The 22,134-nt window shown below is 71.5% G+C and carries 17 protein-coding genes; 6 read left to right on the top strand and 11 right to left on the bottom strand.

All coding sequences use genetic code 11. From position 1 onward, the window contains the following. Nucleotides 1-65: 65 nt before the first annotated feature. The 3 genes from ACWD02_RS00520 to ACWD02_RS00510 all read right to left on the bottom strand — a co-directional run bounded on the left by ACWD02_RS00520 (nucleotide 66) and on the right by ACWD02_RS00510 (nucleotide 4,960). Entirely contained in the window at nucleotides 66-2,147 is a 2,082-nt protein-coding gene (locus ACWD02_RS00520; protein ID WP_451202895.1) for a family 20 glycosylhydrolase, read from the bottom strand. Nucleotides 2,148-2,456: 309 nt separating this feature from the next. After that, a complete protein-coding gene (locus ACWD02_RS00515) occupies nucleotides 2,457-3,797 on the bottom strand; it encodes an NAD(P)/FAD-dependent oxidoreductase (protein WP_451202893.1) in 1,341 nt (446 codons plus the stop codon). 227 nt (nucleotides 3,798-4,024) lie between these two features. Beyond that, a complete protein-coding gene (locus tag ACWD02_RS00510; protein WP_451202892.1) occupies nucleotides 4,025-4,960 on the bottom strand; it encodes a TIGR01777 family oxidoreductase in 936 nt (311 codons plus the stop codon). A gap of 62 nt (nucleotides 4,961-5,022) precedes the next feature. Here ACWD02_RS00510 and ACWD02_RS00505 point away from each other — a divergent pair, with 62 nt between their 5' ends. Both ACWD02_RS00505 and ACWD02_RS00500 read left to right on the top strand, forming a co-directional pair. Next, nucleotides 5,023-5,511: an N-acetyltransferase family protein gene (locus tag ACWD02_RS00505; RefSeq protein ID WP_451202890.1), complete on the top strand. Its 489-nt coding sequence runs from the start codon at nucleotides 5,023-5,025 to the stop codon at nucleotides 5,509-5,511. A gap of 116 nt (nucleotides 5,512-5,627) precedes the next feature. Beyond that, the gene (locus ACWD02_RS00500) at nucleotides 5,628-6,773 is read left to right on the top strand and encodes a PP2C family protein-serine/threonine phosphatase (protein WP_451202887.1); all 1,146 of its coding nucleotides are present in this window, start codon (nucleotides 5,628-5,630) and stop codon (nucleotides 6,771-6,773) included. Nucleotides 6,774-6,830: 57 nt separating this feature from the next. Here the strand turns inward: ACWD02_RS00500 and ACWD02_RS00495 are convergent, their stop codons facing one another. Continuing rightward, on the bottom strand, nucleotides 6,831-7,508 hold the full coding sequence (locus ACWD02_RS00495) for a TetR family transcriptional regulator (RefSeq protein ID WP_451202884.1): 678 nt from the start codon (nucleotides 7,506-7,508) through the stop codon (nucleotides 6,831-6,833). A gap of 144 nt (nucleotides 7,509-7,652) precedes the next feature. On the opposite strand from ACWD02_RS00495, the gene ACWD02_RS00490 reads away from it, so the two are divergent. After that, nucleotides 7,653-8,438 carry an SDR family NAD(P)-dependent oxidoreductase gene (locus tag ACWD02_RS00490; RefSeq protein ID WP_451202882.1) on the top strand — a complete coding sequence of 262 codons (786 nt, stop codon included), beginning with the start codon at nucleotides 7,653-7,655 and terminating at the stop codon, nucleotides 8,436-8,438. 104 nt (nucleotides 8,439-8,542) lie between these two features. Further along, nucleotides 8,543-9,409, top strand: coding sequence for a peptidoglycan recognition protein family protein (locus tag ACWD02_RS00485; RefSeq protein ID WP_451202879.1), 867 nt, complete (start codon nucleotides 8,543-8,545; stop codon nucleotides 9,407-9,409). Between the two features lie 50 nt (nucleotides 9,410-9,459). Here the strand turns inward: ACWD02_RS00485 and ACWD02_RS00480 are convergent, their stop codons facing one another. Next, nucleotides 9,460-9,984: a DUF4240 domain-containing protein gene (locus tag ACWD02_RS00480; protein WP_451204305.1), complete on the bottom strand. Its 525-nt coding sequence runs from the start codon at nucleotides 9,982-9,984 to the stop codon at nucleotides 9,460-9,462. A gap of 133 nt (nucleotides 9,985-10,117) precedes the next feature. Here ACWD02_RS00480 and ACWD02_RS00475 point away from each other — a divergent pair, with 133 nt between their 5' ends. Together ACWD02_RS00475 and ACWD02_RS00470 are read left to right on the top strand one after the other, a co-directional pair. Then, nucleotides 10,118-11,089 carry an SDR family oxidoreductase gene (locus ACWD02_RS00475; RefSeq protein WP_451202877.1) on the top strand — a complete coding sequence of 324 codons (972 nt, stop codon included), beginning with the start codon at nucleotides 10,118-10,120 and terminating at the stop codon, nucleotides 11,087-11,089. Between the two features lie 54 nt (nucleotides 11,090-11,143). Next, nucleotides 11,144-12,115 (top strand): helix-turn-helix transcriptional regulator, encoded by a 972-nt coding sequence (locus ACWD02_RS00470; protein ID WP_451202874.1) that lies wholly within the window; start codon nucleotides 11,144-11,146, stop codon nucleotides 12,113-12,115. 155 nt (nucleotides 12,116-12,270) lie between these two features. Here the strand turns inward: ACWD02_RS00470 and aceE are convergent, their stop codons facing one another. From aceE to cobS, 6 genes are all read right to left on the bottom strand, one after another. Beyond that, nucleotides 12,271-14,967 carry a pyruvate dehydrogenase (acetyl-transferring), homodimeric type gene (aceE, locus tag ACWD02_RS00465; protein ID WP_451202872.1) on the bottom strand — a complete coding sequence of 899 codons (2,697 nt, stop codon included), beginning with the start codon at nucleotides 14,965-14,967 and terminating at the stop codon, nucleotides 12,271-12,273. Nucleotides 14,968-15,256: 289 nt separating this feature from the next. Next, nucleotides 15,257-15,880 carry a GntR family transcriptional regulator gene (locus ACWD02_RS00460; protein WP_451202869.1) on the bottom strand — a complete coding sequence of 208 codons (624 nt, stop codon included), beginning with the start codon at nucleotides 15,878-15,880 and terminating at the stop codon, nucleotides 15,257-15,259. 150 nt (nucleotides 15,881-16,030) lie between these two features. Beyond that, nucleotides 16,031-17,812 (bottom strand): 2-oxoglutarate dehydrogenase, E2 component, dihydrolipoamide succinyltransferase, encoded by a 1,782-nt coding sequence (sucB, locus tag ACWD02_RS00455; RefSeq protein WP_451202866.1) that lies wholly within the window; start codon nucleotides 17,810-17,812, stop codon nucleotides 16,031-16,033. Nucleotides 17,813-17,872: 60 nt separating this feature from the next. Beyond that, a complete protein-coding gene (gene lpdA / locus ACWD02_RS00450; RefSeq protein WP_451202864.1) occupies nucleotides 17,873-19,261 on the bottom strand; it encodes a dihydrolipoyl dehydrogenase in 1,389 nt (462 codons plus the stop codon). 302 nt (nucleotides 19,262-19,563) lie between these two features. Then, nucleotides 19,564-21,108, bottom strand: coding sequence for a leucyl aminopeptidase (locus ACWD02_RS00445; protein WP_451202861.1), 1,545 nt, complete (start codon nucleotides 21,106-21,108; stop codon nucleotides 19,564-19,566). A gap of 168 nt (nucleotides 21,109-21,276) precedes the next feature. Further along, nucleotides 21,277-22,059 carry an adenosylcobinamide-GDP ribazoletransferase gene (cobS, locus tag ACWD02_RS00440; RefSeq protein ID WP_451202859.1) on the bottom strand — a complete coding sequence of 261 codons (783 nt, stop codon included), beginning with the start codon at nucleotides 22,057-22,059 and terminating at the stop codon, nucleotides 21,277-21,279. Nucleotides 22,060-22,134 lie beyond the last annotated feature (75 nt).

Here is a 22,134-nt window from a genome sequence, read left to right as displayed (position 1 = left end):
GGGCGGGCCTGCGCAGGCCCGCCCCTTACACATGTGCGCGACTCACGCGTGTGCGGGGCCGGGGCTCAGCGCAGGCGCGCGACCTCTTCGGGGGACAACGCCTCGTCCCACGTGGTGAGTTCGTCGAGATCGCCCCGCAGGCCCGCCTTCTCCGTGCCGATGGAGCGCAGCGGCAGCGGGATCGACGCAGCGACGGACCCGACCCGTCGGCCGTCGGCGTACAGAGTGGTGTGTCCCCGAGTCGTCACCCACGTCAGCCGCGTCCAGCGGTCGAGCGGCAGCGTGTGGTCGAAGCTGAAGTCGGCCGTGCCGTACCGCGTGAAGCCGACCTTTCCGGTGCCGTGCTGCATCAGCTTCAATGCCCCCGCCTTCGAGCTGAGCAGCACCTGGTCCCCGGTCCGGGCCGTCGGGCGGACCTGCACCGACACGGTCCATGGCTCGGCGACGTCGAGACCGCCGAAGCCCACGCCGTCGCGGTCGGAGTCGAACCGCCAGGCCTGGCCGCGCACGCCCCGCACGGGGGTGGGGTTGTTGATGATGTACGAGGTGCCGGGGAGGGAGCCCGCCACGTCCTGGGCGAGGATCGTGTTGCCGGGGCTGCCCGCGTACGTCCAGCCGCTGGGGTAAGTGGCGTCGTCGAACGTCCAGTGGTGGCTCGGCCGGCCCTGAACCCTCGGCGGCACCGGGGCAGGCGTCGTGCCCGGGGGATCGCCGATGCGGGCGGCGCGGGCCCGGAAGTCGGCGAGTGTGTCAGGCGTCGCGGACTTGTTCCAGGTGCGGTCGGCGAGGATCGCGCGGGCGCCCGCCATGCTCTGCTCGAAGTAGCCGTCGTCGGCCCAGAAGTTGTAGTCGGCCCAGTTGGTGACGCCGGAGCCGAGCATGTCGGGGTCGGTGTTCGGCGCCCAGCTGTCGTACATCCAGGGCTCGTCCGGATACAGGTGGTGGTAGTTGTTCGGGGTGTCGTAGAACGGGCCGATGGCGATCTCGTCGTGGCCGGGGATCGCGGGCTCGGCGTCCGTGCCCTCCCAGGTGAGGAAGACGACGGGGGCGTGCACCTTCTGCCGGGGCGCGTCGAGGTGCTCGGAGCCGTTGTATACGGCCGTGCGCTTGCCGTGCGAAGTGACGACGTCGTCAAGGGTGTTGATGTAGCGGTTCAGGAGGTCGCCGAGCGTGTCCACCTCCGGGCTCTGGGCCAGGTGATTCTTCACGCGCGGGCACTGGGCGAGCTGCCCGGGGACCTCCTCGGCACCGATCGAGAACAGCGGCGCGTCGAACCAGCCCGCGAACTCGTCGACGATCTCCTTGGACTTCGCGATCGCCTTCTCGCTGGTCATGTCGATGATCCAGTCGGGCGTGAGGTGTGAGTGCGTGTGCGCGCCGGTGCACGCGCCCGCGCCGGCCCCGAAGCCGATGCCGAAGGCCTCGCTGATCACGGTGGCGTGGCCGGGGAGTTCGAGGCCGGGCATCAACTGGACGTGATGGCGGGCCGCGAAGGTCTTCAGGTGCTCGATGTCGGCGCGGCTGTAGCTGTGGTCGGGGTCGGCGAGGCCCGGGAACTTCGGGCTGTGGAGGCGGAATCCCTCGGACTCGGAGAGATGCAGGAAGAGGGTGTTGAGCTTCTGGTCGCCCATCCTGCGGATCAGGTTCTCCAGGTAGGAGATCTTCCAGTACTTGCGGCCCGCGTCGAGGTGGACCATGCGGACGGCCTGCGCGGGGCGGTCGGTGGAGCGGGCGCGGGGGACGGCGCGGTGGTCGTCGGCCGTGGAGCGCAGGAGTTGGAGGAGGGTGCGGGTGCCGTAGTAGAGGCCGTGGGTGGACGCGGCCTCGATGCGGATGGGGCCCGCGCTGTCGAAGCCGTAGCCCTCGGCTCCGAGGTTCCCCTTGGCGGTGAGGCCGAGCGTGATGTCGCCGGCGGCCGGTCGGCCCGTGTGGGCGATCCGGGGGGTGATCCCGGTGACCTGCCTGATCTCCGTGCGGAGCTGGTGGGCGAGCTTGCGTACGGACTGGTGTGCGGGGCCCGGGAGTTCGCTGCGGCCCGAGGGGAGCGCGGTGGTGGATGCGGCGCGCGGGTCGATCAGGATGCGGCTGCGTTCGGTGAGCTTCGTACGGCCGTCGAGCGCGGTCCAGTCGGTGGGGCGGGGGACCACGGAGGGTGTGTCGGTTCCTGAGGGCCCTGTGGCGGACGAGGTGGTTGCTGTGGCGGTCGGCAACGATAGACCTCCCATGAATAGGCCGAGGATGAGTGATATCACCGGGATGGTGCGACGCACGTGAGTCCTCCCGCGGCTTGGCGATCCGGTGGGACCGTAGCCGTGGGATACCGGTGTGGCAAGGGAAGTTGCAGGGGCGGGTGCGGTTCGCGAGTACGTACTTGGAGGGCTGTACGGGAAAGGGGGAAGCCCCCGCGTGGGGCCGCGAGGGCTTCCAGAGGTGGCGTATAGGTCGGATGGCTACGGTCAAGCCGCCATCGGTAGCTGTCCCGTGCCGGGAGCCGGGCGCACGCCGAGGTCCATGAGTGCGGCCCGCGCCGCGCGGCGGCCCGAGTACAGGGCGCCCTGCACCGTGCTGGTGTCCCGGTGGTCGCCGCACACGTAGAGCCCCGAGAGCAGTCGTACCGGGCGGCGCAGATCGTGCGGCGGCGGCATCGCGGGCACCGCCTCGCGGGTGTGATGGACGGCGAGGGATTCCCAGCGGGCGGTCGACGTGCCGTACAGCTCGGCGAGATGGGCGAGGACGGCGCGCTCGTCCGGCGGCGGGCCGAGGACGGTCGACGAGACGAGCGACCTGCCCGCGGGCGCGCGCGAGGGGTCGACGTGGCTGACGACGGCCGTGTGCGCGACCGGGCCCGAACGGTCGGCGTCGAGCAGCAGCGCGGGCTCGGCGAGCGGTGCCTCGGGCGCCGCGTGGTGCAGCACCGTCACCTGGTGGAAGGACGGCACGCGCAGGCCGGGCAGCAGAGCGGCGGCTGCCCGGGCGTCGGTGGCCAACAGGACGGCGCGACAGCGCACCTCACCGTGTTCAGCGGTGGTGACGGAGGTCGTGGAGACGCCCGTGACGCGTACGCCGGTGCGGACCGTGCCCGGCGGCAGCGTGGCCGCCAGGAGCTCGGGCAGCACCTCGGCGCCGCCTTCGGGCAGGCACAGGCGGCCACGTGCGAAGGAGTGCAGGGCGAGGTCGGCGCAGCGGCTCGATGTCGTCAGGTCCGGGTCGCAGAGGAGTGCGGAGAGCAGCGGGCGCAGGAAGCCGGTGACGGTGCGCGCGGGCAGGCCCCGGGCGAAGAGGGCCTGTGCGGCGGGGAGTTCGGGGCGGGCGAGGAGACGCTTCGGGTCCGTCGCCGCGAGCCTGGCGAGTGCGGCGCCGAGCCGGGCTTGGTCGAGCGCGCCACCGAGGGGGGCGGCGCGGGGCGTGGTCCGTGCGGTGCGCGGACCCCTGGGGGCGCTAGCGAGGGCGCGTGCGGCGGTAAGTGCGCCCCTTGCGCGCCGGGGGCTCGTGGGCTCGACGGCGCGGTGGTGCCGACCGTCGCTGTGCACCAGGACACCGGGCACGAAGGGCCGGAGCACGAGGGCGTCGAGCCCTGGCGTGTGACGCAACTCGGGGTAGGACGTGGTGAGCAACTGCCCGATCCTGTCGAGGCGGAACCCGTCGACCTTCTCCGTCGACATGCGCCCGCCGACGTAAGGGGCGGCTTCCAGGACGACGGTCGTTACACCAGCACTGGTCAGCTGGTGGGCGGCCGACAGTCCCGCGACCCCAGCTCCCACGATGACGACATCCGCATGGTGCCCAGGCTCTAGCACGTGCCCCTCCCGGAGGTTGCGCGGCTGCTGGGGACGTCATGCCCTCAACAGGGCTTCGGAATCACGGAGTTCCGCACGAGGGTAGGAGCACGAACGGTCGGGGGCAGTCGCGCATCGACCGGGCACGGTCGCACGCCGGTCGCACGGCGGGTCGCGCGGCGGGTCGCACAGCGTGTCGCGCGGCGGTCGCGGAACGAAGGTCCTGAGAGGCGGTTGCCGCACGCCCTCTACCGCAACGCCGCGCGGATCGTCTCCTCGATGCCCGGGAACGCGAACGAGAAGCCCGACTCCAGGAGCCGGGTCGGCAGCACCCGCTGGCTGCCGAGCACGTCACCGGCCATCTCGCCGAGCACGACGCGCAGCGCGGGCGCGGGCGCCGCGAAAAGGGTGGGCCGGTGCAGCACCCGGCCCATCGCGGCCGTCACCTCGCGGTTGGTCAGCGGGTCGGGCGCGGTCAGGTTGACCGGGCCCGCAAGCGACTCCGTGTCGAGCAGGTGCCGCAACGCGGCCACCGCGTCGTGCAGCGAGATGTAGCTCCAGTACTGCCGGCCGTCGCCGAGTCGCCCGCCGAGCCCCGCCTTGAAGAGCGGGAACATCCGCTGCCAGGCCCCGCCCTCGCGCGCCACCACCAGGCCGTTGCGTGCGAAGACCGTGCGGATGCCCGCCGCGTGCGCCGCGGCGGCCGCGCCCTCCCACTCCACGCACAGCGACGGCAGGAAGCCCTCTCCGGAGGGGGCACTCTCGTCCACCGCACGCTGACCGGTGTCTCCGTAGTAGCCGATCGCACTCGCGCACAGGAACACCCGGGGCGGCTCGTCGAGGGAGGCCGCCGCCTCGGCGAGCGCCGCGGTGCCGAGCACCCTGCTGTCGCGCAGCTCCCGCTTGTAGGCGTCCGTCCAGCGGCGGTCACCGATCCCGGCTCCCGCCAGGTTGACCAGCGCGTCGCATCCCGCGAGCCCCGCGGTGTCGACGTACCCCTTCTTGGGGTCCCACCGCACCTCATGCTTCGTACGAGGTGCCCGGCGCACCAGTCGCACCACCTCGTGGCCGTCGTGGGCGAGGGCGCGGGTCAGCGCCGTTCCGATGAGGCCGGACGCACCGGCCACGGCGATACGGGACCGCGCCGACGAAGGGGCTGACTGCTCGGGCTCGGTGGGTGCCATGAAGTCATCCTGCCCCGGAAACCCCCCGAGAGGCGTCAGGCGGCCGTCGTACAGTGACGCCCATGCAGGACACGCTCATACGTACCGCTCTGCCGGACGACGAAGAAGCCCTCGGCCGCATCGACCGCGTCACCTGGTCCACGCTGCACGCGGTACAGCCTGCTCCGCAGCTTCCGTACCCGCCGTTCTTCAGTGACCGCTTCGGGCCGCACGATCACTTGGTCGCCGAGCTGAACGGCGTGGTCGTCGGCTACATACGGCTCGGATACCCCACCTCCGTCCTGGCCAACGCCCACGTGCGCCAGATCCTGGGCTTCGCCGTCGCGGACGAGGCGCGCGGCAAGGGAGTGGGCCGCCGGCTGGTCAGGGCCGCGGTGGAGGAAGCCCGGCGCCAGGGCGCGCGGCGCATCACGCTGCGGGTGCTCGGCCACAACATCCCGGCCCGGACGCTCTACACCTCCGAGGGCTTCGTGATCGAGGGGGTGCTGCCGGGCGAGTTCTTCCTCGACGGAGCGTACGTGGACGACGTGCTGATGGGGCGCGCGCTCTGAGACTCCCGTGGCTGCCGTGACCCCGGCACGGGAGCTGCCACCCGACGGACCGGCCCGGCGTGCGGCGGGCACGCGCGCGTAGGAGCGTGGAATGGCCGACCGGAAGGAGCGAACCGATGTTCAGGGTCGCTGCTGCCAGTCGGCGGGACCGGGACGAGCCCGGCTGGCTGCGCGGCGCGCCGCCGCCCACCTGGGTGCGCTGGCCTCCGCCCGTACTCCTGGTCGTGACCTGCGTCATCCAGCTCTCCACCCCGGAGACGGTCGACCTCAGCTTCCTGCTCGCCGCCGTGCCCCCGCTGGCCGCGCTGTCGTACGGCGCCTTGGTCACGGCCCTCTTCGGCGGCACCGTGGTGTTGCTGCTCTACCTGCCGGGCTTCGGGCTCGGCCGCCCCGGGGACAGCGATGTGCTGACGGTCGCCTTCGTGGCGCTGCTCAGCATCATGTTCGCCTGGGTGCGCAGCCGCCGCGACACCCAGCTCGTCACCGTCCGCACCGTCGCCGAAGCCGCCCAGTTCGCCGTCCTGCCGCCGCTGCCGGAGCGGGTGGGCCCGGTGCGCTGCGCGGGCCTCTACCGCGCGGCCCAGGGCGGGACGCTGGTCGGCGGTGATCTCTTCGACGTGCGCAAGGGGCCCAGCGGCGTACGGGCGCTGGTGGGCGATGTGCAGGGGCACGGCCTCGCGGCCGTCGGAACGGTCGCCGCGCTGCTCGGTGCCTTCCGGGAGGCGGTGCTCGACCAGCCCGACCTGGAGGGGGTCGCCGGCCGGCTCGACCGGCGGCTGGTGGTCGACTCCGAGGAGGCCGAGCACGCGGAACTCTTCGCCACCGCCGTGCTCCTGGAATTCCGGGGCGATGCGGCCGAGCTGCGGGTCGTCTCCTGCGGCCACCCGCCCCCGCTGCTGCTGCGGGGCGGGGCCGTCGAGGAGCTCGCCGTGGCGCCGGGCGCTCCGCTGGGCCTGGGGATCGCGGGAGTCGCCCCGCCCGAGGAGGTGACCGTGCGGCTGCGGCCCGGCGACCGGTTGCTCGTGGTGACCGACGGGGTGACCGAGGCACGCGACGGGTCAGGCGCCTTCTATCCGCTGACCGAACGCCTTCCGGGGCTCTGCGCCGACCTGCGGGACGACCCGGCGGCGATGACGTCCGCGGTCTGGAAGGACCTGGTGCGGTTCTCCGGTGGGGTCGGGGACGACGTGGCCCTGCTGGCGTTCTCGCTGGACCTGGGGCCGGACGGGCGGCCGAGCCCGCGGGTGGTCCCGGAGCCGTAGCGGGGGCGCCGTCTGCCGGATCGGCCGCCGATTGGGCGCCGCAACGGGTGTCGGGTCTCAGGCCTCGCCCTGCCGGGCGGCCAGGAGCCGCAGCCCGCCCGTCAGTTCGCGCAGGCAGCGCACCGCGAGGACGGCGGGGGAGCCGGGCCCGTCGGCCGGTGCGTCCCCCGCGGCCCAGGTCTCCAGGGCCAGACGGATGGCGTCGGTGGCGGCCGCGGCGGCCAGGCGTACGTCCAGCTCGTCGGCGTCGTTCCCGGCCAGCCGGGCCAGTACGGGCACGAGCTGCTCCTCGGACTCCTGGTTGACGCGGTACCAGACGGCGCGCAGGGCCGGGTCGTCCTGCGCGGCGCGCAGCAGGCCGCGGGTCCACTCAAGGGCCTCGGCCGCGTGGTCGTCCGCCGCGGTCAGCGCGTCCGCGATCGAGCGCTCCAGGGCTGTCGGCACCCCGGCGGCCGGGTCGAGGGCCGCCAGGTGGGCCCGCCACTCGGCGGCGCCGCCCGCGAGGAGCGGACCGACCGCGTCCTGTTTGTTGCGGAAGTACCGGTAGAAGGTGCGCAGCGCCACTCCCGCCCGGCCCGCGATCTCCTCGGCCGTGGTGCCGTCCGGGCCGCGCTCGGCGAAGAGCTCGGCCGCGGCGCGGGCGATGTCGAGCTGCGTGGCCGCCTTGCGGCGCTCGGTCAGCGACGGCTGGGCCGGGGGCGGGGGCGGCGATGACTGCGACGGGTGGGTGCTCACCCCCGCAGCCTACGCGCGATCCTCACCCTGATACATGAATTGCCTGCATGGCAAAACGTGCCAGAAAGGCGTACATTGAAATCAGATCGGGAAGGCCGGATCCATGGAGGGACCCGGGAGCCCGGAGTTGATCGGAGGCATCTCATGAACCGGTACGCAGGCCGTCGTGCACTCATCACCGGCGGTGGCTCGGGGATCGGGCAGGCCTCCGTCCTGCGGATCCTGGAGGAGGGCGGCAGGGTCGTGGCCGCCGACGTCAGCGAGGCGGGTCTCAAGGACACCGCCGAGAAAGCGGGTGCGGCGGCCGACCGCCTCACCACCCTCGTGGTCGACATCTCGGACGAGACCTCGGTGCGCGAAGGCGTCGCCGCCGCGGTCACCGCGCTCGGCGGCCTGGACGTGCTGGTGAACGCGGCGGGCGTGCTCCGCTCCTCGCACACGCACGAGACCAGCCTGGAGTCGTTCGAACACGTCATCCGGATCAACCTGGTGGGCACGTTCCTGGTGATCCGCGAGGCGATCCCGGCGCTGCTCGCGGGCGAGGACGCCGCCGTCATCAACTTCAGCTCCACCTCGGCGGTCTTCGCCCACCCGTACATGGCGGCATACGCGGCCAGCAAGGGCGGCATCCAGTCCATGACGCACGCGCTGGCCAGTGAGTACGGCAAGCAGGGAATCCGCTTCAACTCCGTCCAGCCGGGCTCCATATCCAGCGGCATGACCGACGGCAGCGGAGCCAGCAGGCAGAGCGTGGGCCCCGGTCTGCCCGAGGACGCCGACATGAGCCTGTTCGTGAAGCTGGCGCCTGCGATCGGTCAGGGCTTCGCGGGGCCGGAGTCGGTGGCATCGGTGGTCGCGCTGCTCGGCTCGCGGGACGGCAGGTTCATCACCGGCACCGAGGTCCGGGTGGACGGCGGCACCCACTTCTGAGCTCCCTGCGAGCCCTCCCCGGGTCCCCCTCAGCTACCCCTGCGGTTCACCCGATCGGCCGAGCGCGGATCGCGGGTGGAGGGGGTGGGCCGGACAGTCGGAGCATGCGTGTCTTCCGTGGGTCGTCCGCGGCACGCGTGCCGAAGGTGGCGCGTGTGGTGCTGGGCTGCGTGCCCGGAGCCGCGGCCGTGGTGCTTCTGCTGTTGTGCGCGTGGTTCGTGGGGCCGGGGGTGCCGGGGGCGTCGGTGCGGGCGGGTGACGGTGCGGTGGCTTTCGCCGGGCTCGGCGAGCGGGCCGGCGTGACCGGGCGGCACTCCCTGATGCCGGCGGCAGCGGCTCCGGTACGGCGGGAAGCGGGCCATTCCGCGGCGCGGCCACGCGTGGTGCCGCGAGCCGAGTGGGTGGGCGACGCGTCGGGCGAGACGCCGCCCGCCCGGTACGCCGGCCGGGTCCAGGCGGTGTTCATACACCACACGGACACCCCGAACAGCTACGACTGCGCCGACGCCGCGCGCACCATCCGCTATCTGCACACCGGCCAGACCGAGGGGAGACAGTGGGACGACATCGGCTACAACTTCCTCGTCGACCGGTGCGGGACCGTCTATGAAGGGCGTGCGGGCGGCATCGAGAGGGCCGTCGTGGGAGCGCACACGCAGGGCTACAACAAGGGGTCGGTGGGGATCGCGGCGATCGGGACGTTCACGGAGGGCACGCCTGTTCCCAAGGCCATGACCGACGCCATGGCGGGGCTGATCGCGTGGAAGCTCGGCCTCTCGGACGTGGACCCGCGCGCCACGGTGCGGCTGGTCTCCACGAACAGCCTCAGCAGGTATCCGGCGGGGGCGGTCGAGGCGTTCAGCGCGGTGTCCGGGCACCGCGACGGCTACACCACCTCCTGCCCGGGTGCGGCGCTGACGGCCGCGCTCCCCGCGATCAGGGAGAAGGCCGCACGGCTGCAGGGCCGGTAGGGGCGTGCCGGTGCCAGGCTGCAGGGCCGGTAGGAGGCGGTGGTTCCCGCTCAGTCGATCTCGGCGAAACGTTCCCACAGCCTCGGGTAGCGCTGGGCCATCGCCGCTTCGTCCTCGAAGTCGAGCGGTGTTCCCTGCGGCTCCGTCGGGGCGGGAGCGATGCCGAGATCGGGGGTGACCACGCCGGTGAGCTGCTCGTAGGCCTCGTCCGCCGCGTAACCGAGCTCTTCGCCGTCGCCGTCGATGTCCTCGTCGAAGTCGTCGAGGAGATCCGCGAGCGAGTCCGGGTCGTGCAGGGCTCCCTCGAACACCTCGCGCCCCTGACCGATCAACCAGCAGCGGAAGTAGTCGAAGGCGTCGTCGCTGGCGCCACCGAGGAGGACCCAGGAAGCGCCCCACAGATCCCAGCGGTAGGCACGGTTGTAGCGCGCCTCGAAGTGACGGGCGAAGTCGAGCACCATGTCCGGCTCGAGTTCCAGGAGTTTCTCGGTGAGCAGGTCGGCGTGGTCCTCGGGGTCGCCCTCGGCGGCCACGCGGGTGCGGTCCACGATCTCCCAGAACTCCGTCTCGTCCATCACGGGACAAGCATCGGTCCTGAGGGGTGGGTACGCACGCGGAGTGCGGCGGATGCGACTGTCTCGTTATGCGTGCACATGCCCATGGAAAACCCGACAGCAGGTGTCGGCATTGGGTGGCAGCCTCGACATCATGGAGAACGAAGAGACGGACACCACGCACGCACCCGCGCACCCCCTGGCCGGAAAGGTCGCCCTCGTCGCCGGTGCCACCCGCGGCGCGGGCCGGGCCATGGCCGTGGAGCTCGGCCGAGCCGGAGCCACCGTGTACGCGACGGGCCGTACGACCCGGGCGCACACCAGCGAGGTCGGGCGCACCAAGGAGACCATCGAGGGGACCGCGGAGCTGATCACCGCCGCGGGCCGGGAGGCGGGCGGACCGGGCACCGGCATCGCCGTGCCCACCGATCACCTGGAGCCCGAGCAGGTCGAGGCCCTCGTCGACCGGATCGACCGCGAGCAGGGCCGCCTGGACATCCTGGTCAACGACATCTGGGGCGGCGACCTCCACGTCGAGTGGGACAAGAAGATGTGGGAGCACGACCTCGACAAGGGGCTGCGCCTGATGCGCCTCGGCATCGAGACCCACATCGTCACCAGCAGGTACGCGCTGCCGCTGCTCATCAAGAACCCCGGCGGACTGGTCGTCGAGGTCACCGACGGGACCAAGGAGTACAACGGCCCCAACTACCGCAAGCCCTTCTACTACGACCTCGCCAAAGCCGCCCCGCTGCGGATGGCGAAGGGCCTGGCCGAGGAGCTCGAGGAGTACGGCTGCACGGCGCTCTGCCTGACCCCCGGCTGGCTGCGCTCCGAGGCAATGCTCGACACGCACTTCAAGGTCACCGAGGAGAACTGGCTCGACGGCCGCAAGCAGAACCCGCACTTCGCGATCTCCGAGACCCCGACCTTCGTCGGCCGGGCCCTGGTCGCGCTCGCCGCCGACCCCGAAGTGGCCCGCTGGAACGGCGAGTCGCTCTCCAGCGGCGGGCTCGCCAAGGAGTACGGCTTCACGGACATCGACGGTTCGGCGCCCGACGCCTGGCGCTACATCGCGGAGGTCGAACAGAAGGGCAAGCCCGCGGACGTCGCGGGCTACCGCTAGTCGGACGGTTCGCCTATACGGCTCCCGGCTCCCGGCTGGCGGCATCATGGGGCCATGCGCGCTGCTCGCCTCATCAAGATGGTGCTTCTGCTCCAGGCCCGCCCCTCCATGACCGCCGCCGAGCTCGCGGGTGAGCTCGAAGTGTCCGAGCGGACCATCACGCGGGACGCCCAGGCCCTCTCGGAGGCGGGCGTCCCGGTCTACGCGGACCGGGGGCGGGCCGGCGGCTACCGGCTCATCGGCGGCTACCGCACCCGGCTCACCGGCCTCGGACGCAGCGAGGCGGAGGCCCTCTTCCTCTCCGGAGTGCCGGGCGCTCTGCGCGAGATGGGCCTGGAGGACGCGGCATCGGCGGCCCGCCTCAAGGTGTCGGCGGCGCTGATGCCCTCCCTGCGGGACGCCTCGCAGAACGCGTCGCAGCGGTTCCACCTGGACGCGCCGGGCTGGTTCCAGGAGACACCGGCCCCCGAACTGCTGCCCCCGCTGGCCGACGCGGTGTGGGACGACCGCCGCGTCACCGCCCGCTACCGGCGCCAGGACACCGAGGTGGAACGGGAGTTGGAGCCCTACGGCCTCGTGCTCAAGGCCGGGGTCTGGTATCTGTGCGCACGGGTGCCCGACACGGATTCGTTCCGCGTGTACCGCATCGACCGGTTCACCGCGATCGCCGCGGGCGACGACCGTTTCGTACGCGACGAGGAATTCGACCTGCCGGGTTTCTGGGCGGAACGAGCCGCGCAGTTCGCGCGGGCGATCCTGCGGTCCGAGGTCGTGGTCCGGCTCTCCGAGGCAGGCGTACGACAGCTGCCGTACGCCACCGATTCCGCGTCCACCCGCGAGGCACTGGAGGGAGCGAGAGACCTGGATGACCAGGGCTGGGTGACGGTGACACTCGCGGTCGAGAACGAGACGGTCGCGTACACCCAGCTCATGGCCTTGGGCCCGGAGGCGGAGGTACTGGCTCCGCAAGCTCTCCGGGAGCGATTCGCCGTAGCAGCGACACAAATGGCCCACCGCTACAAGTAGCCGAGACGGGTGGGTGGGAGAGCATCCGCCGCGAAGCGGCGGCTCTGAAGCGCACCCGCACACAGGAACGGGCCCCGCACACAGGAACGGGCCCCGCACACAGGAACGGGCCCCCGCCGAAGAGACAGAGACCCGTACCCGCATCAAGCCGAAGGCTACAGACCGTACTTGGCCCGAGCTTCCTTCACCGCGGCAGCGGGAACTTCGCCCCGCCGCGCCAGCTGCGCGAGAGCAGCCACCACGATGGACTCCGCGTCGATGCCGAAGTGGCGACGCGCCGCGTCACGCGTGTCCGAGATGCCGAAGCCGTCCGCGCCGAGGGACGAGTAGTCCTGCTCGACCCACTGCGCGATCTGGTCGGGGACCTGTCGCATGTAGTCGGAGACCGCGAGCACGGGACCCTGCGCACCCTCGAGCGCCGTACGCACGTAAGGAATCCGCTCCTCGCCGCGCAGGATCGCCTCGTCCGCCTCAAGGGCGTCGCGACGCAGCTCGGTCCACGAGGTCGCGGACCACACGTCGGCGGCCACGCCCCACTCCTCGGCGAGCATCTTCTGGGCCGCGAGGGTCCAGTGGATGGCCGTGCCCGAACCGATCAGCTGGATGCGCGAGGCGTTGGCCGCGGGGGAGTGCCCCGCCGTCTCGGCGGTGTTGAAGCGGTACAGGCCCTTCACGATGCCCTCGTCCACACCCGCGGGCTTCGCGGGCTGCGGCATCGGCTCGTTGTAGACGGTGAGGTAGTAGAAGACGTTCTGGTCCTCACCGGGGGCGGCCTCGCCGTACATCCGGCGCAGACCGTCCTTGACGATCGCCGCGACCTCGTAGGCGAACGCCGGGTCGTACGACATGGCGGCGGGGTTCGTCGCGGCGATCACCGGCGAGTGGCCGTCCGCGTGCTGCAGACCCTCACCCGTCAGCGTCGTACGCCCTGCGGTGGCGCCGACGAGGAAGCCGCGGCCGAGCTGGTCGCCGAGCTGCCACATCTGGTCGGCCGTGCGCTGCCAGCCGAACATCGAGTAGAAGATGTAGAACGGGATCATGGCTTCGCCGTGCGTCGCGTACGACGACGACGCGGCGATGAAGTCCGCCATCGATCCGGCCTCGGTGATCCCCTCGTTGAGGATCTGGCCGTCCTTCGCCTCGCGGTAGTACATGAGCTGGTCGCGGTCGACCGGCTCGTACGTCTGGCCCTTGGGCGAGTAGATGCCGAGCGACGGGAAGAGCGACTCCATGCCGAACGTGCGTGCCTCGTCGGGGACGATCGGCACCCAGCGCTTGCCGGTCTCCTTGTCGCGGATCAGGTCCTTGACCAGGCGTACGAAGGCCATGGTCGTCGCCATCGACTGCGAGCCCGAGCCCTTGTCGAACGCGGCGAACGACTTGTCGGCCGGGGCGGGCAGCGGCGCGAGCGGCTGCGTGCGGCGGGCCGGGGCCGGACCGCCGAGGGCGGCACGCCGCTCCTGGAGGTAGCGGACCTCGGGGGAATCGGCGCCCGGGTGGCCGTAAGGCACCACGCCGTCGACGAACTGGCTGTCCGAGATCGGCAGCTCAAGGAGGTCACGCATGTCCTTGAACTCGTCCACCGTGAGCTTCTTCATCTGGTGGTTGGCGTTCTTGGACTCGAAGCCCTTGCCGAGGGTGAAGCCCTTGACCGTCTGCGCGAGGATCACGGTCGGCGCGCCCTTGTGGGTGAGTGCCGCACGGTAGGCCGCGTAGACCTTGCGGGCCTCGTGGCCGCCGCGCGAGAGGTGGAAGCACTCGCTGATCTTGTCGTCGCTGAGCAGCTTGCCCAGCTCGACGAGGGCGGGCTCGGCACCGAAGAAGTGCTCGCGGATGTAGGCGGCGTCACGCGTCGCGTACGTCTGGAACTGGGCGTCCGGCACCTCGCGCAGGCGGCGGACCAGGGCGCCGTTGGTGTCGAGCTGGAACAGCTCGTCCCAGGCGTTGCCCCACAGGACCTTGATGACGTTCCAGCCGGCACCGCGGAACTGGGCCTCCAGCTCCTGCACCACGCGGAAGTTGGCGCGGACCGGGCCGTCGAGGCGCTGCAGGTTGCAGTTGATGACGTACGTGAGGTTGTCCAGACCCTCACGCGCGGCCAGGGCGAGGGCAGCCGTCGACTCGGGCTCGTCCATCTCGCCGTCACCGAGGAACGCCCACACGTGCGAGGCGGAGACGTCCTTGATGCCGCGGTTGGAGAGGTACCGGTTGAAGCGCGCCTGGTAGATCGCGGAGAGCGGACCCAGACCCATCGACACGGTCGGGAACTCCCACAGCCAGGGCAGACGGCGCGGGTGCGGGTACGACGGCAGGCCGTTGCCACCCGCCTCCTGGCGGAAGTTGTCGAGCTGCGCCTCGTTCAGACGGCCGTCGAGGAAGGCGCGGGCGTAGATGCCGGGGGACGCGTGGCCCTGGATGTAGAGCTGGTCGCCGGAGCCGTCCCCCTCCTTGCCCTGGAAGAAGTGGTTGAAGCCGGTCTCGTACAGCCAGGCCGCCGAGGCGAAGGTGGCGATGTGGCCGCCGACGCCGTGCTTGCTGCCCCGGGTCACCATCGCGGCCGCGTTCCAGCGGTTCCACGCGGCTATGCGCTGCTCCATCGCCTCGTCGCCCTCGATCGCCGGCTCGGCGGAGGTGGGGATGGTGTTGACGTAGTCGGTCTCAAGGAGCTTGGGCAGCGCCAGGCCCGCGCCCTCGGCGCGCTCCAGCGTGCGACGCATCAGGTATGCAGCACGGTGCGGCCCGGCCGCCTGGGTAACGGCGTCCAGGGAGGCCTGCCATTCGGCGGTCTCCTCGGGGTCGCGGTCCGGGAGCTGGTCGAGCTCGCTCGGCTGGATTGCGGAGGGGTCGGTCATGTCGCCGCCTTCCTGAGTCGGAGGGGGTCCCCTGTTCGGTAAGGGGTGGGGGTGCCCTAGGTCTTTGGCAGGACAGGGCGTAAGGCTCGGGTGAGAGCCCGTCGAAGACTGTAACTCCGTGATCGATGATCGATCAAAGGGTTGAAGGTGAAAACTCCCGCATACTCAGAAAGTAGGCATCCGGTGCCATTAATGCGGGCACGCGGTGCCTTCGAATTGAAGGATCGCCGCAGGTGAGAGCACGTATGAGCGGGTCGGCCACGGATGAGCGCGGCCGCCGTGGACGCGGTCAGGGGCGCGGCGCGCAGCCCAGTACGTGGGCCTTCACCAGCTCCGCGATCGCGGGATCGCGCTGCTGGAAGGCCGTCACGAGGGCCTCGTGCTCCTCCGCGTACGACTGCTGAACCGTCCCGAGCCACCGGATCGAGAGCGCGGTGAAGACCTCGATGCCGAGGCCCTCCCAGGTGTGCAGCAGAACGGAGTTGTTCGCCGCCCGCACCAACTCCCGGTGGAAACCGACCGTGTGCCGCACCTGGGCGGTTCCGTCGGAGGCCCGGTCCGCCTCGTACAGGGCGGCGACATGGGGTTCGAGGGCCGAGCAGTCGGCGCCCAGGCTCTCCGCCGCGAGTTCGGCGGCGATGGCCTCCAGGCCCGCGCGGACGGGGTAGCTCTCCTCCAGGTCCGCCGCGGTCAAGTTCCTCACGCGGACGCCCTTGTTGGGCGCCGACTCGATGAGCCGCAGCGTCTCCAGCTCGCGCAGGGCTTCGCGCACGGGAGTCTGCGAGACCTCGAGCTCGACGGCGATCCGCCGCTCCACGATCCGCTCGCCCGGCTGCCAGCGCCCGCTGACGATCCCCTCCACGATGTGCTCGCGGATCTGTTCGCGCAGCGAGTGAACGACGGGCGCGGTCATGTGGGCTCCTCCGGCGGGGGCAGCGCCCCAGGGCGTGGTGACCCCTAGACAATACGGCGACGCCCCCGCCCGGAAACCTCCGAACGGGGGCGTACGCCCTGATGAGACGAGTCTTACAGCCCTGGCTCCGAAGAACCACGGTCCGTGTGACTACAGGCCGAGCTCGACCTCGAACTCGCCGGCCTCAAGGATCGCCTTGACCGTGGTCAGGTAACGGGCGGCGTCCGCGCCGTCCACCAGACGGTGGTCGTAGGAGAGCGAGAGGTACGTCATGTCCCGCACGGCGATGGTCTCGCCGAGGTCCGGGTGGTTGATGACGACCGGACGCTTCACCGTGGCACCGATGCCGAGGATCGCGGCCTGGTTCGGCGGCACGATGACCGTGTCGAACAGGGCACCGCGCGAACCGGTGTTGGAGACCGTGAAGGTGGCGCCGGACATGTCGTCCGGGGTGAGGCCACCGCCACGGGCCTTGCCCGCGAGCTCGGCGGTCTTCTTCGAGATGCCGGCGATGTTCAGGTCGCCCGCACCCTTGATGACCGGCGTCATCAGACCCTTCTCGGCGTCAACGGCGATGCCGATGTTCTCCGAGTCGAAGTACGTGATGGTGCCCTCGTCGTCGTTGATCCGGGCGTTGACGACCGGGTGGGCCTTCAGCGCCTGGGCGGCGGCCTTGACGAAGAACGGCATCGGGGAGAGCTTGACGCCCTCGCGGGCCGCGAACGCGTCCTTCGCCTTGGCGCGCAGCTTCATCAGCTTCGTGATGTCGACCTCGACGACCGAGGTCAGCTGGGCCTGCGAGTGCAGCGCCTTCATCATGTTGTCGCCGATGACCTTGCGCATGCGGGTCATCTTGACCGTCTGACCGCGCAGCGGGGACGCCTCGATGGCCGGAGCCTTCGCAGCGGCGGCCGGGGCGGCAGCGGCGGGAGCCGGAGTGGCCTTCGCGGCCTCGGCGGCCGCGATGACGTCCTGCTTGCGGATGCGGCCACCGACGCCGGTGCCCTTGACGTCCGACAGGCTCACGCCGTGCTCGCCCGCGAGCTTGCGGACCAGCGGCGTGACGTACGCGCCCTCGTCGGCCGGGGAGGCCGGAGCGGCGGGCGCGGACGGGGCTGCGGGCGCGGGCTGCGCGGGAGCTGCCGGCTGGGCCGGAGCCGGGGCCTGGGCCGCGGGCTGCGCCGGGGCCGCGGGCTGCGCGGGGGCGGCGGGCTGAGCGGGAGCCGGGGCGGCCTCCTGCTTCGGGGCCTCCTGCTTGGGGGCCTCCTGCTGCGCGGGGGCGGCCGGGGCCTCCTCCTTGGCCGGAGCCGGAGCGGCACCGGGAGCGCCGATGACGGCGAGCTTGGCGCCGACCTCAGCGGTCTCGTCCTCGCCCACGACGATCTCGAGCAGCACGCCCGCGGCCGGGGAGGGGATCTCGGTGTCGACCTTGTCCGTGGAGACCTCGAGCAGGGGCTCGTCCTCCGCGACCTCCTCGCCGACCTCCTTCAGCCAACGGGTGACGGTGCCTTCGGTGACCGACTCGCCCAGGGCGGGCAGCGTGACGTCGGTGCCCTCGGCGGAACCGCCGGACGGAGCGGGAGCGGCGGGCGCCTCGGCCTGGGCCGGGGCCTCTTGCTGCTGGGGGGCCTCCTCCTGGGCAGGTGCGGCCGGGGCCTCCTGCGCCGGGGCGGCCGAGCCGCCCGCGTCACCGGAGCCGTCGTCGATGACGGCCAGCTCGGCGCCGACCTCGACGGTCTCGTCCTCGGCGACCTTGATGGAGGCCAGGATGCCCGCGGCAGGGGAGGGGATCTCGGTGTCGACCTTGTCGGTCGAGACCTCGAGCAACGGCTCGTCGGCCTCGACGCGCTCGCCCTCGGCCTTCAGCCAACGGGTGACAGTGCCCTCGGTGACGCTCTCGCCGAGCGCCGGAAGGGATACGGAAACCGCCATGGTTTCAGTTGCTCCTTACGAATTGCGGAAAGTCTGTGGTCGTCGCGCCCGAAACTGAGGTCAGTCGTGGGAGTGGAGAGGCTTGCCCGCGAGGGCCAGGTGAGCCTCGCCCATCGCCTCGTTCTGCGTCGGGTGGGCGTGGATGAGCTGGGCGACCTCGGCCGGCAGCGCTTCCCAGTTGTAGATCAGCTGGGCTTCGCCGACCTGCTCGCCCATGCGGTCGCCGACCATGTGGACGCCGACCACGGCACCGTCCTTGACCTGGACGAGCTTGATCTCGCCCGCGGTCTTGAGGATCTTGCTCTTGCCGTTGCCCGCCAGGCTGTACTTGAGGGCGACGACCTTGTCCGCGCCGTAGATCTCCTTGGCCTTGGCCTCGGTGATGCCCACGGATGCGACCTCGGGGTGGCAGTACGTCACCTTCGGCACGCCGTCGTAGTCGATCGGGACGGTCTTGAGACCGGCCAGGCGCTCCGCCACCAGGATGCCCTCGGCGAAGCCGACGTGCGCGAGCTGGAGGGTCGGCACCAGGTCGCCCACGGCCGAGATGGTCGGAACGTTGGTCTGCATGTACTCGTCGACCAGGACGTACCCGCGGTCCATCGCGACGCCCTGCTCCTCGTACCCGAGGCCCTGGGAGACCGGGCCGCGGCCGATGGCGACGAGCAGCACCTCGGCGTCGAAGGTCTTGCCGTCGGCGAGGGTCACGCGGACGCCGTCCTGCGTGTACTCGGCCTTCTCGAAGAAGGTGCCGAGGTTGAACTTGATGCCGCGCTTGCGGAACGCGCGCTCAAGAAGCTTCGAGGAGTTCTCGTCCTCGACCGGCACGAGGTGCTTGAGGCCCTCGACGACGGTCACCTCGGAACCGAAGGACTTCCACGCCGAGGCGAACTCGACGCCGATGACGCCGCCGCCCAGGATGATCGCGGACTTCGGCACGCGGTCCAGGGTCAGCGCGTGGTCCGAGGAGATGATGCGGTTGCCGTCGATCTCCAGGCCCGGCAGCGACTTCGGCACGGAGCCGGTCGCGAGCAGCACGTGGCGGCCCTGGACGCGCTGTCCGTTCACGTCCACGGAGGTGGGGGAGGAGAGCTTGCCCTCGCCCTCGATGTACGTCACCTTGCGCGAGGCGATGAGTCCCTGGAGGCCCTTGTAGAGGCCCGAGATCACGTCGTCCTTGTACTTGTGGACGGCCGCCATGTCGATGCCCTCGAAGGTGGCCTTCACGCCGAACTGGTCGGCTTCGCGTGCCTGGTCGGCGATCTCGCCGGCGTGCAGCAGTGCCTTCGTCGGGATGCAGCCGTTGTGCAGGCAGGTGCCGCCGACCTTGCCCTTCTCGATCAGGGCGACGTCCAGGCCCAGCTGCGACGCGCGCAGTGCCGCGGCGTAACCGCCGCTACCGCCGCCGAGGATCACTAGGTCGAAAACGGTGCTGGCGTCGTTCGCCACGTCACGTCCTCCATGCATGTGCGCCGTACGCCGGACCCCTTTTCTCGGGGGACGACCGGTCGGTCGGCTGGTATCGGCCGCTCTTGTTTCGGCCCTGTGGTGGGGGCCCTGTCCTGCCGAGAACCCATCTTCGCACTTGTCGGCGGGAGGTGGGACGGCGGGCCGGGCTGTGAGACGTCTGATTCGCCACGTCCAGGCGTTACCGAGGCGTGTGAACGTACGGATTTCGTCGAGGGCGAAATCGGGCAGGGCCCGGACATCTGGATGTCCGGGCCCTGCCGCGCGTACGACAGATCAGCCGGTCAGCCGAGGTCGCCCGCGGCCGTGCGCTCGGCGAGGCGGACCAGGGTGCGGACCGCGGTGCCGGTGCCGCCCTTGGGCGTGTAGCCGAAGGGGCCGCCCTCGTTGAAGGCCGGGCCCGCGATGTCCAGGTGCGCCCAGGTGATGCCTTCGCCGATGAACTCCCGCAGGAAGAGACCGGCCACCAGACCGCCGCCCATGCGCTCGCCCATGTTGGCGATGTCGGCGGTGGGGGAGTCCATGCCCTTGCGCAGGTGGTCGGGCAGCGGCATCGGCCAGGAGGGCTCGCCCGCCTCCTCGGAGGCGTCGTGGATCGCGGCGCGGAACGCGTCGTCGTTGGCCATGATGCCGAAGGTGCGGCTGCCGAGCGCCATCATCATCGCGCCGGTCAGCGTGGCCACGTCGACGATCGCGTCGGGCTTGTCCTCGGAGGCCTTGGCGAGCGCGTCGGCCAGGACCAGACGGCCCTCGGCGTCGGTGTTCAGGACCTCGACGGTCTTGCCGCTGTACATCCGCAGGACGTCGCCGGGGCGGGTCGCGGAGCCGGACGGCATGTTCTCGGCGAGCGCGAGCCAGCCGGTGACGTTCACCTCGAGGCCCAGGCGCGCGGCGGTGACGACGGCCGCGAAGACGGCGGCGGCACCGGCCATGTCGCACTTCATGGTCTCGTTGTGACCGGCGGGCTTCAGCGAGATGCCGCCCGAGTCGTACGTGATGCCCTTGCCGACGAAGGCGAGGTGCTTCTTCGCCTTGGACGAGGTGTACGAGAGCTTGACCAGGCGCGGCGGGGCGTCCGAGCCGACGCCGACGCCGAGGATGCCGCCGAAGCCGCCCTTGGTGAGCGCCTTCTCGTCCAGGACCTGGATCTTGATGCCGTGCTCCTTGGCGGCCGCGGTGGCGACCGCGGCGAAGGCCTCGGGGTTCAGGTCGTTCGGCGGGGTGTTGATGAGGTCGCGGGCGCGGTTGAGCTCCTCGGACAGGGCGGTGGCGCGCTCGACGGCGGCCTTGTACGCCTTGTCGCGGGGCTTGCCGCCCAGCAGGGCGATCTCGGCGAGCGGACCCTTGGCGTCCTTGCCGTTCTTGCCCTTCGCGGAACCGTTTTCCTTGTACGCGTCGAAGGAGTACGCGCCGAGCAGGGCGCCCTCGGCGATCGCGCCGGTGTCCTCGGCGTCCTCGGCGGGCAGCGCGAACGCGGCCTTCTTCGAGCCGGACAGGGCGCGCGCGGCGGTACCGGCGGCGCGGCGCAGGGCATCGGTGCCGTACGTCTCGTCCTTCTCCGGCACCGTGCCGAGGCCGACCGCGACGACGACCGGGGCCTTGAAGCCCGAGGGCGCGGGCAGCTTGGTCACCTCGCCCTCGGCGCCCGAGGCACCGAGGGTCTCCAGGACGGAGGCGAGCTTGCCGTCGTACGCCTTGTCCACGGCCTCGGCGCCCGGTGCGACGACCAGGGTCCCGTTGGATGCGGCAGAGCCCTTCGCGACGCCGACGACGATCGCGTCGGCACGCAGGCCGGACGCGGCGGCAGTGCTGAGAGTCAGAGCAGTCACGGTGGTGAATTCTCGCTTCCGTTGAGTTCCTTGGCCGATGGGGTGGGTCGACCCGCCCGGCGCCAGCCTAGAACGGGCCGGAAAGGCGCCGAACATGAGCCTACGCGCGTCGTGCCCATTCGATCGTGTCGGCGCAGATTCATCCGTTCGTGTCGGCGCTTTTATGTTTCAAGAGAGGGCCAGTACGACCAGCGCCGCCGTGGCGGCGGTCTCGGCGAGCGCGCCGAACACATCGCCGGTGATGCCCCCGAAGCGGCGGACGCAGTGCCGCAGGAGGAGTTCGGCGGCGCACACCGCCAGGACGACGGCGGCCGCGTACTGCACGCTCTCGTACGTCCCGAAGGGCGCGGCGGCGAGCGCGGCCACCGCGGTGACCAGCGCAGCCGTCAGCAGGGCGGCGCCCTGGGGGACCGTCCCGGCCACCGCTGCCCCCAGGCCCTCCGGACGCGCCGGGGGGATGCCCTTGCGGGCGGCCAGCGTGAGGGCCAGACGGGCGGCGGCCGCCGAGACGACCGCGGCGAGCGCGCCCCGGGTCCAGGAGTCCTCGTAGAGCTGGAAGAGGACGGCCACTTGGGCGAGCAGGACGAAGAGCAGCGTGATGACGCCGAAGGGGCCGACGTCGGACTGCTTCATGATGCGGAGCGCCTGGTCGGCCGGCTTGGCGCTGCCGAGCCCGTCGGCGGTGTCGGCGAGGCCGTCGAGGTGGAGGCCGCGGGTGAGCGCGGCGGGGGTCGCGGCGGTCGCGGTGGCGGCGAGCAGAGGGCCCGCCCCGAGTGCCATGAGCGCGCTGCCGAGCGCGGCCGCGCAGAGCCCCACGACGAGCCCGGCGAGCGGGGCACAGAGCATCCCGGAGCGGGCGGCGTCACGGTCCCAGCGGCTGACCTCGACCGGGAGCGCGGTGAGGGTGCCGAAGGCGAAGCGGAGGGCGTCGGCGGGGGAGGTTCGGGGCACCGCGGAAGGGTATCCGGCCTGGACGCGGCATTGATCGGCACCCGGCACCCGGCAGCGGGGGACCCCCATCGCCCT

This window comes from Streptomyces sp. NPDC002853 (assembly GCF_053591915.1).
This window is presented reverse-complemented; position numbering and strand designations above follow the sequence as displayed.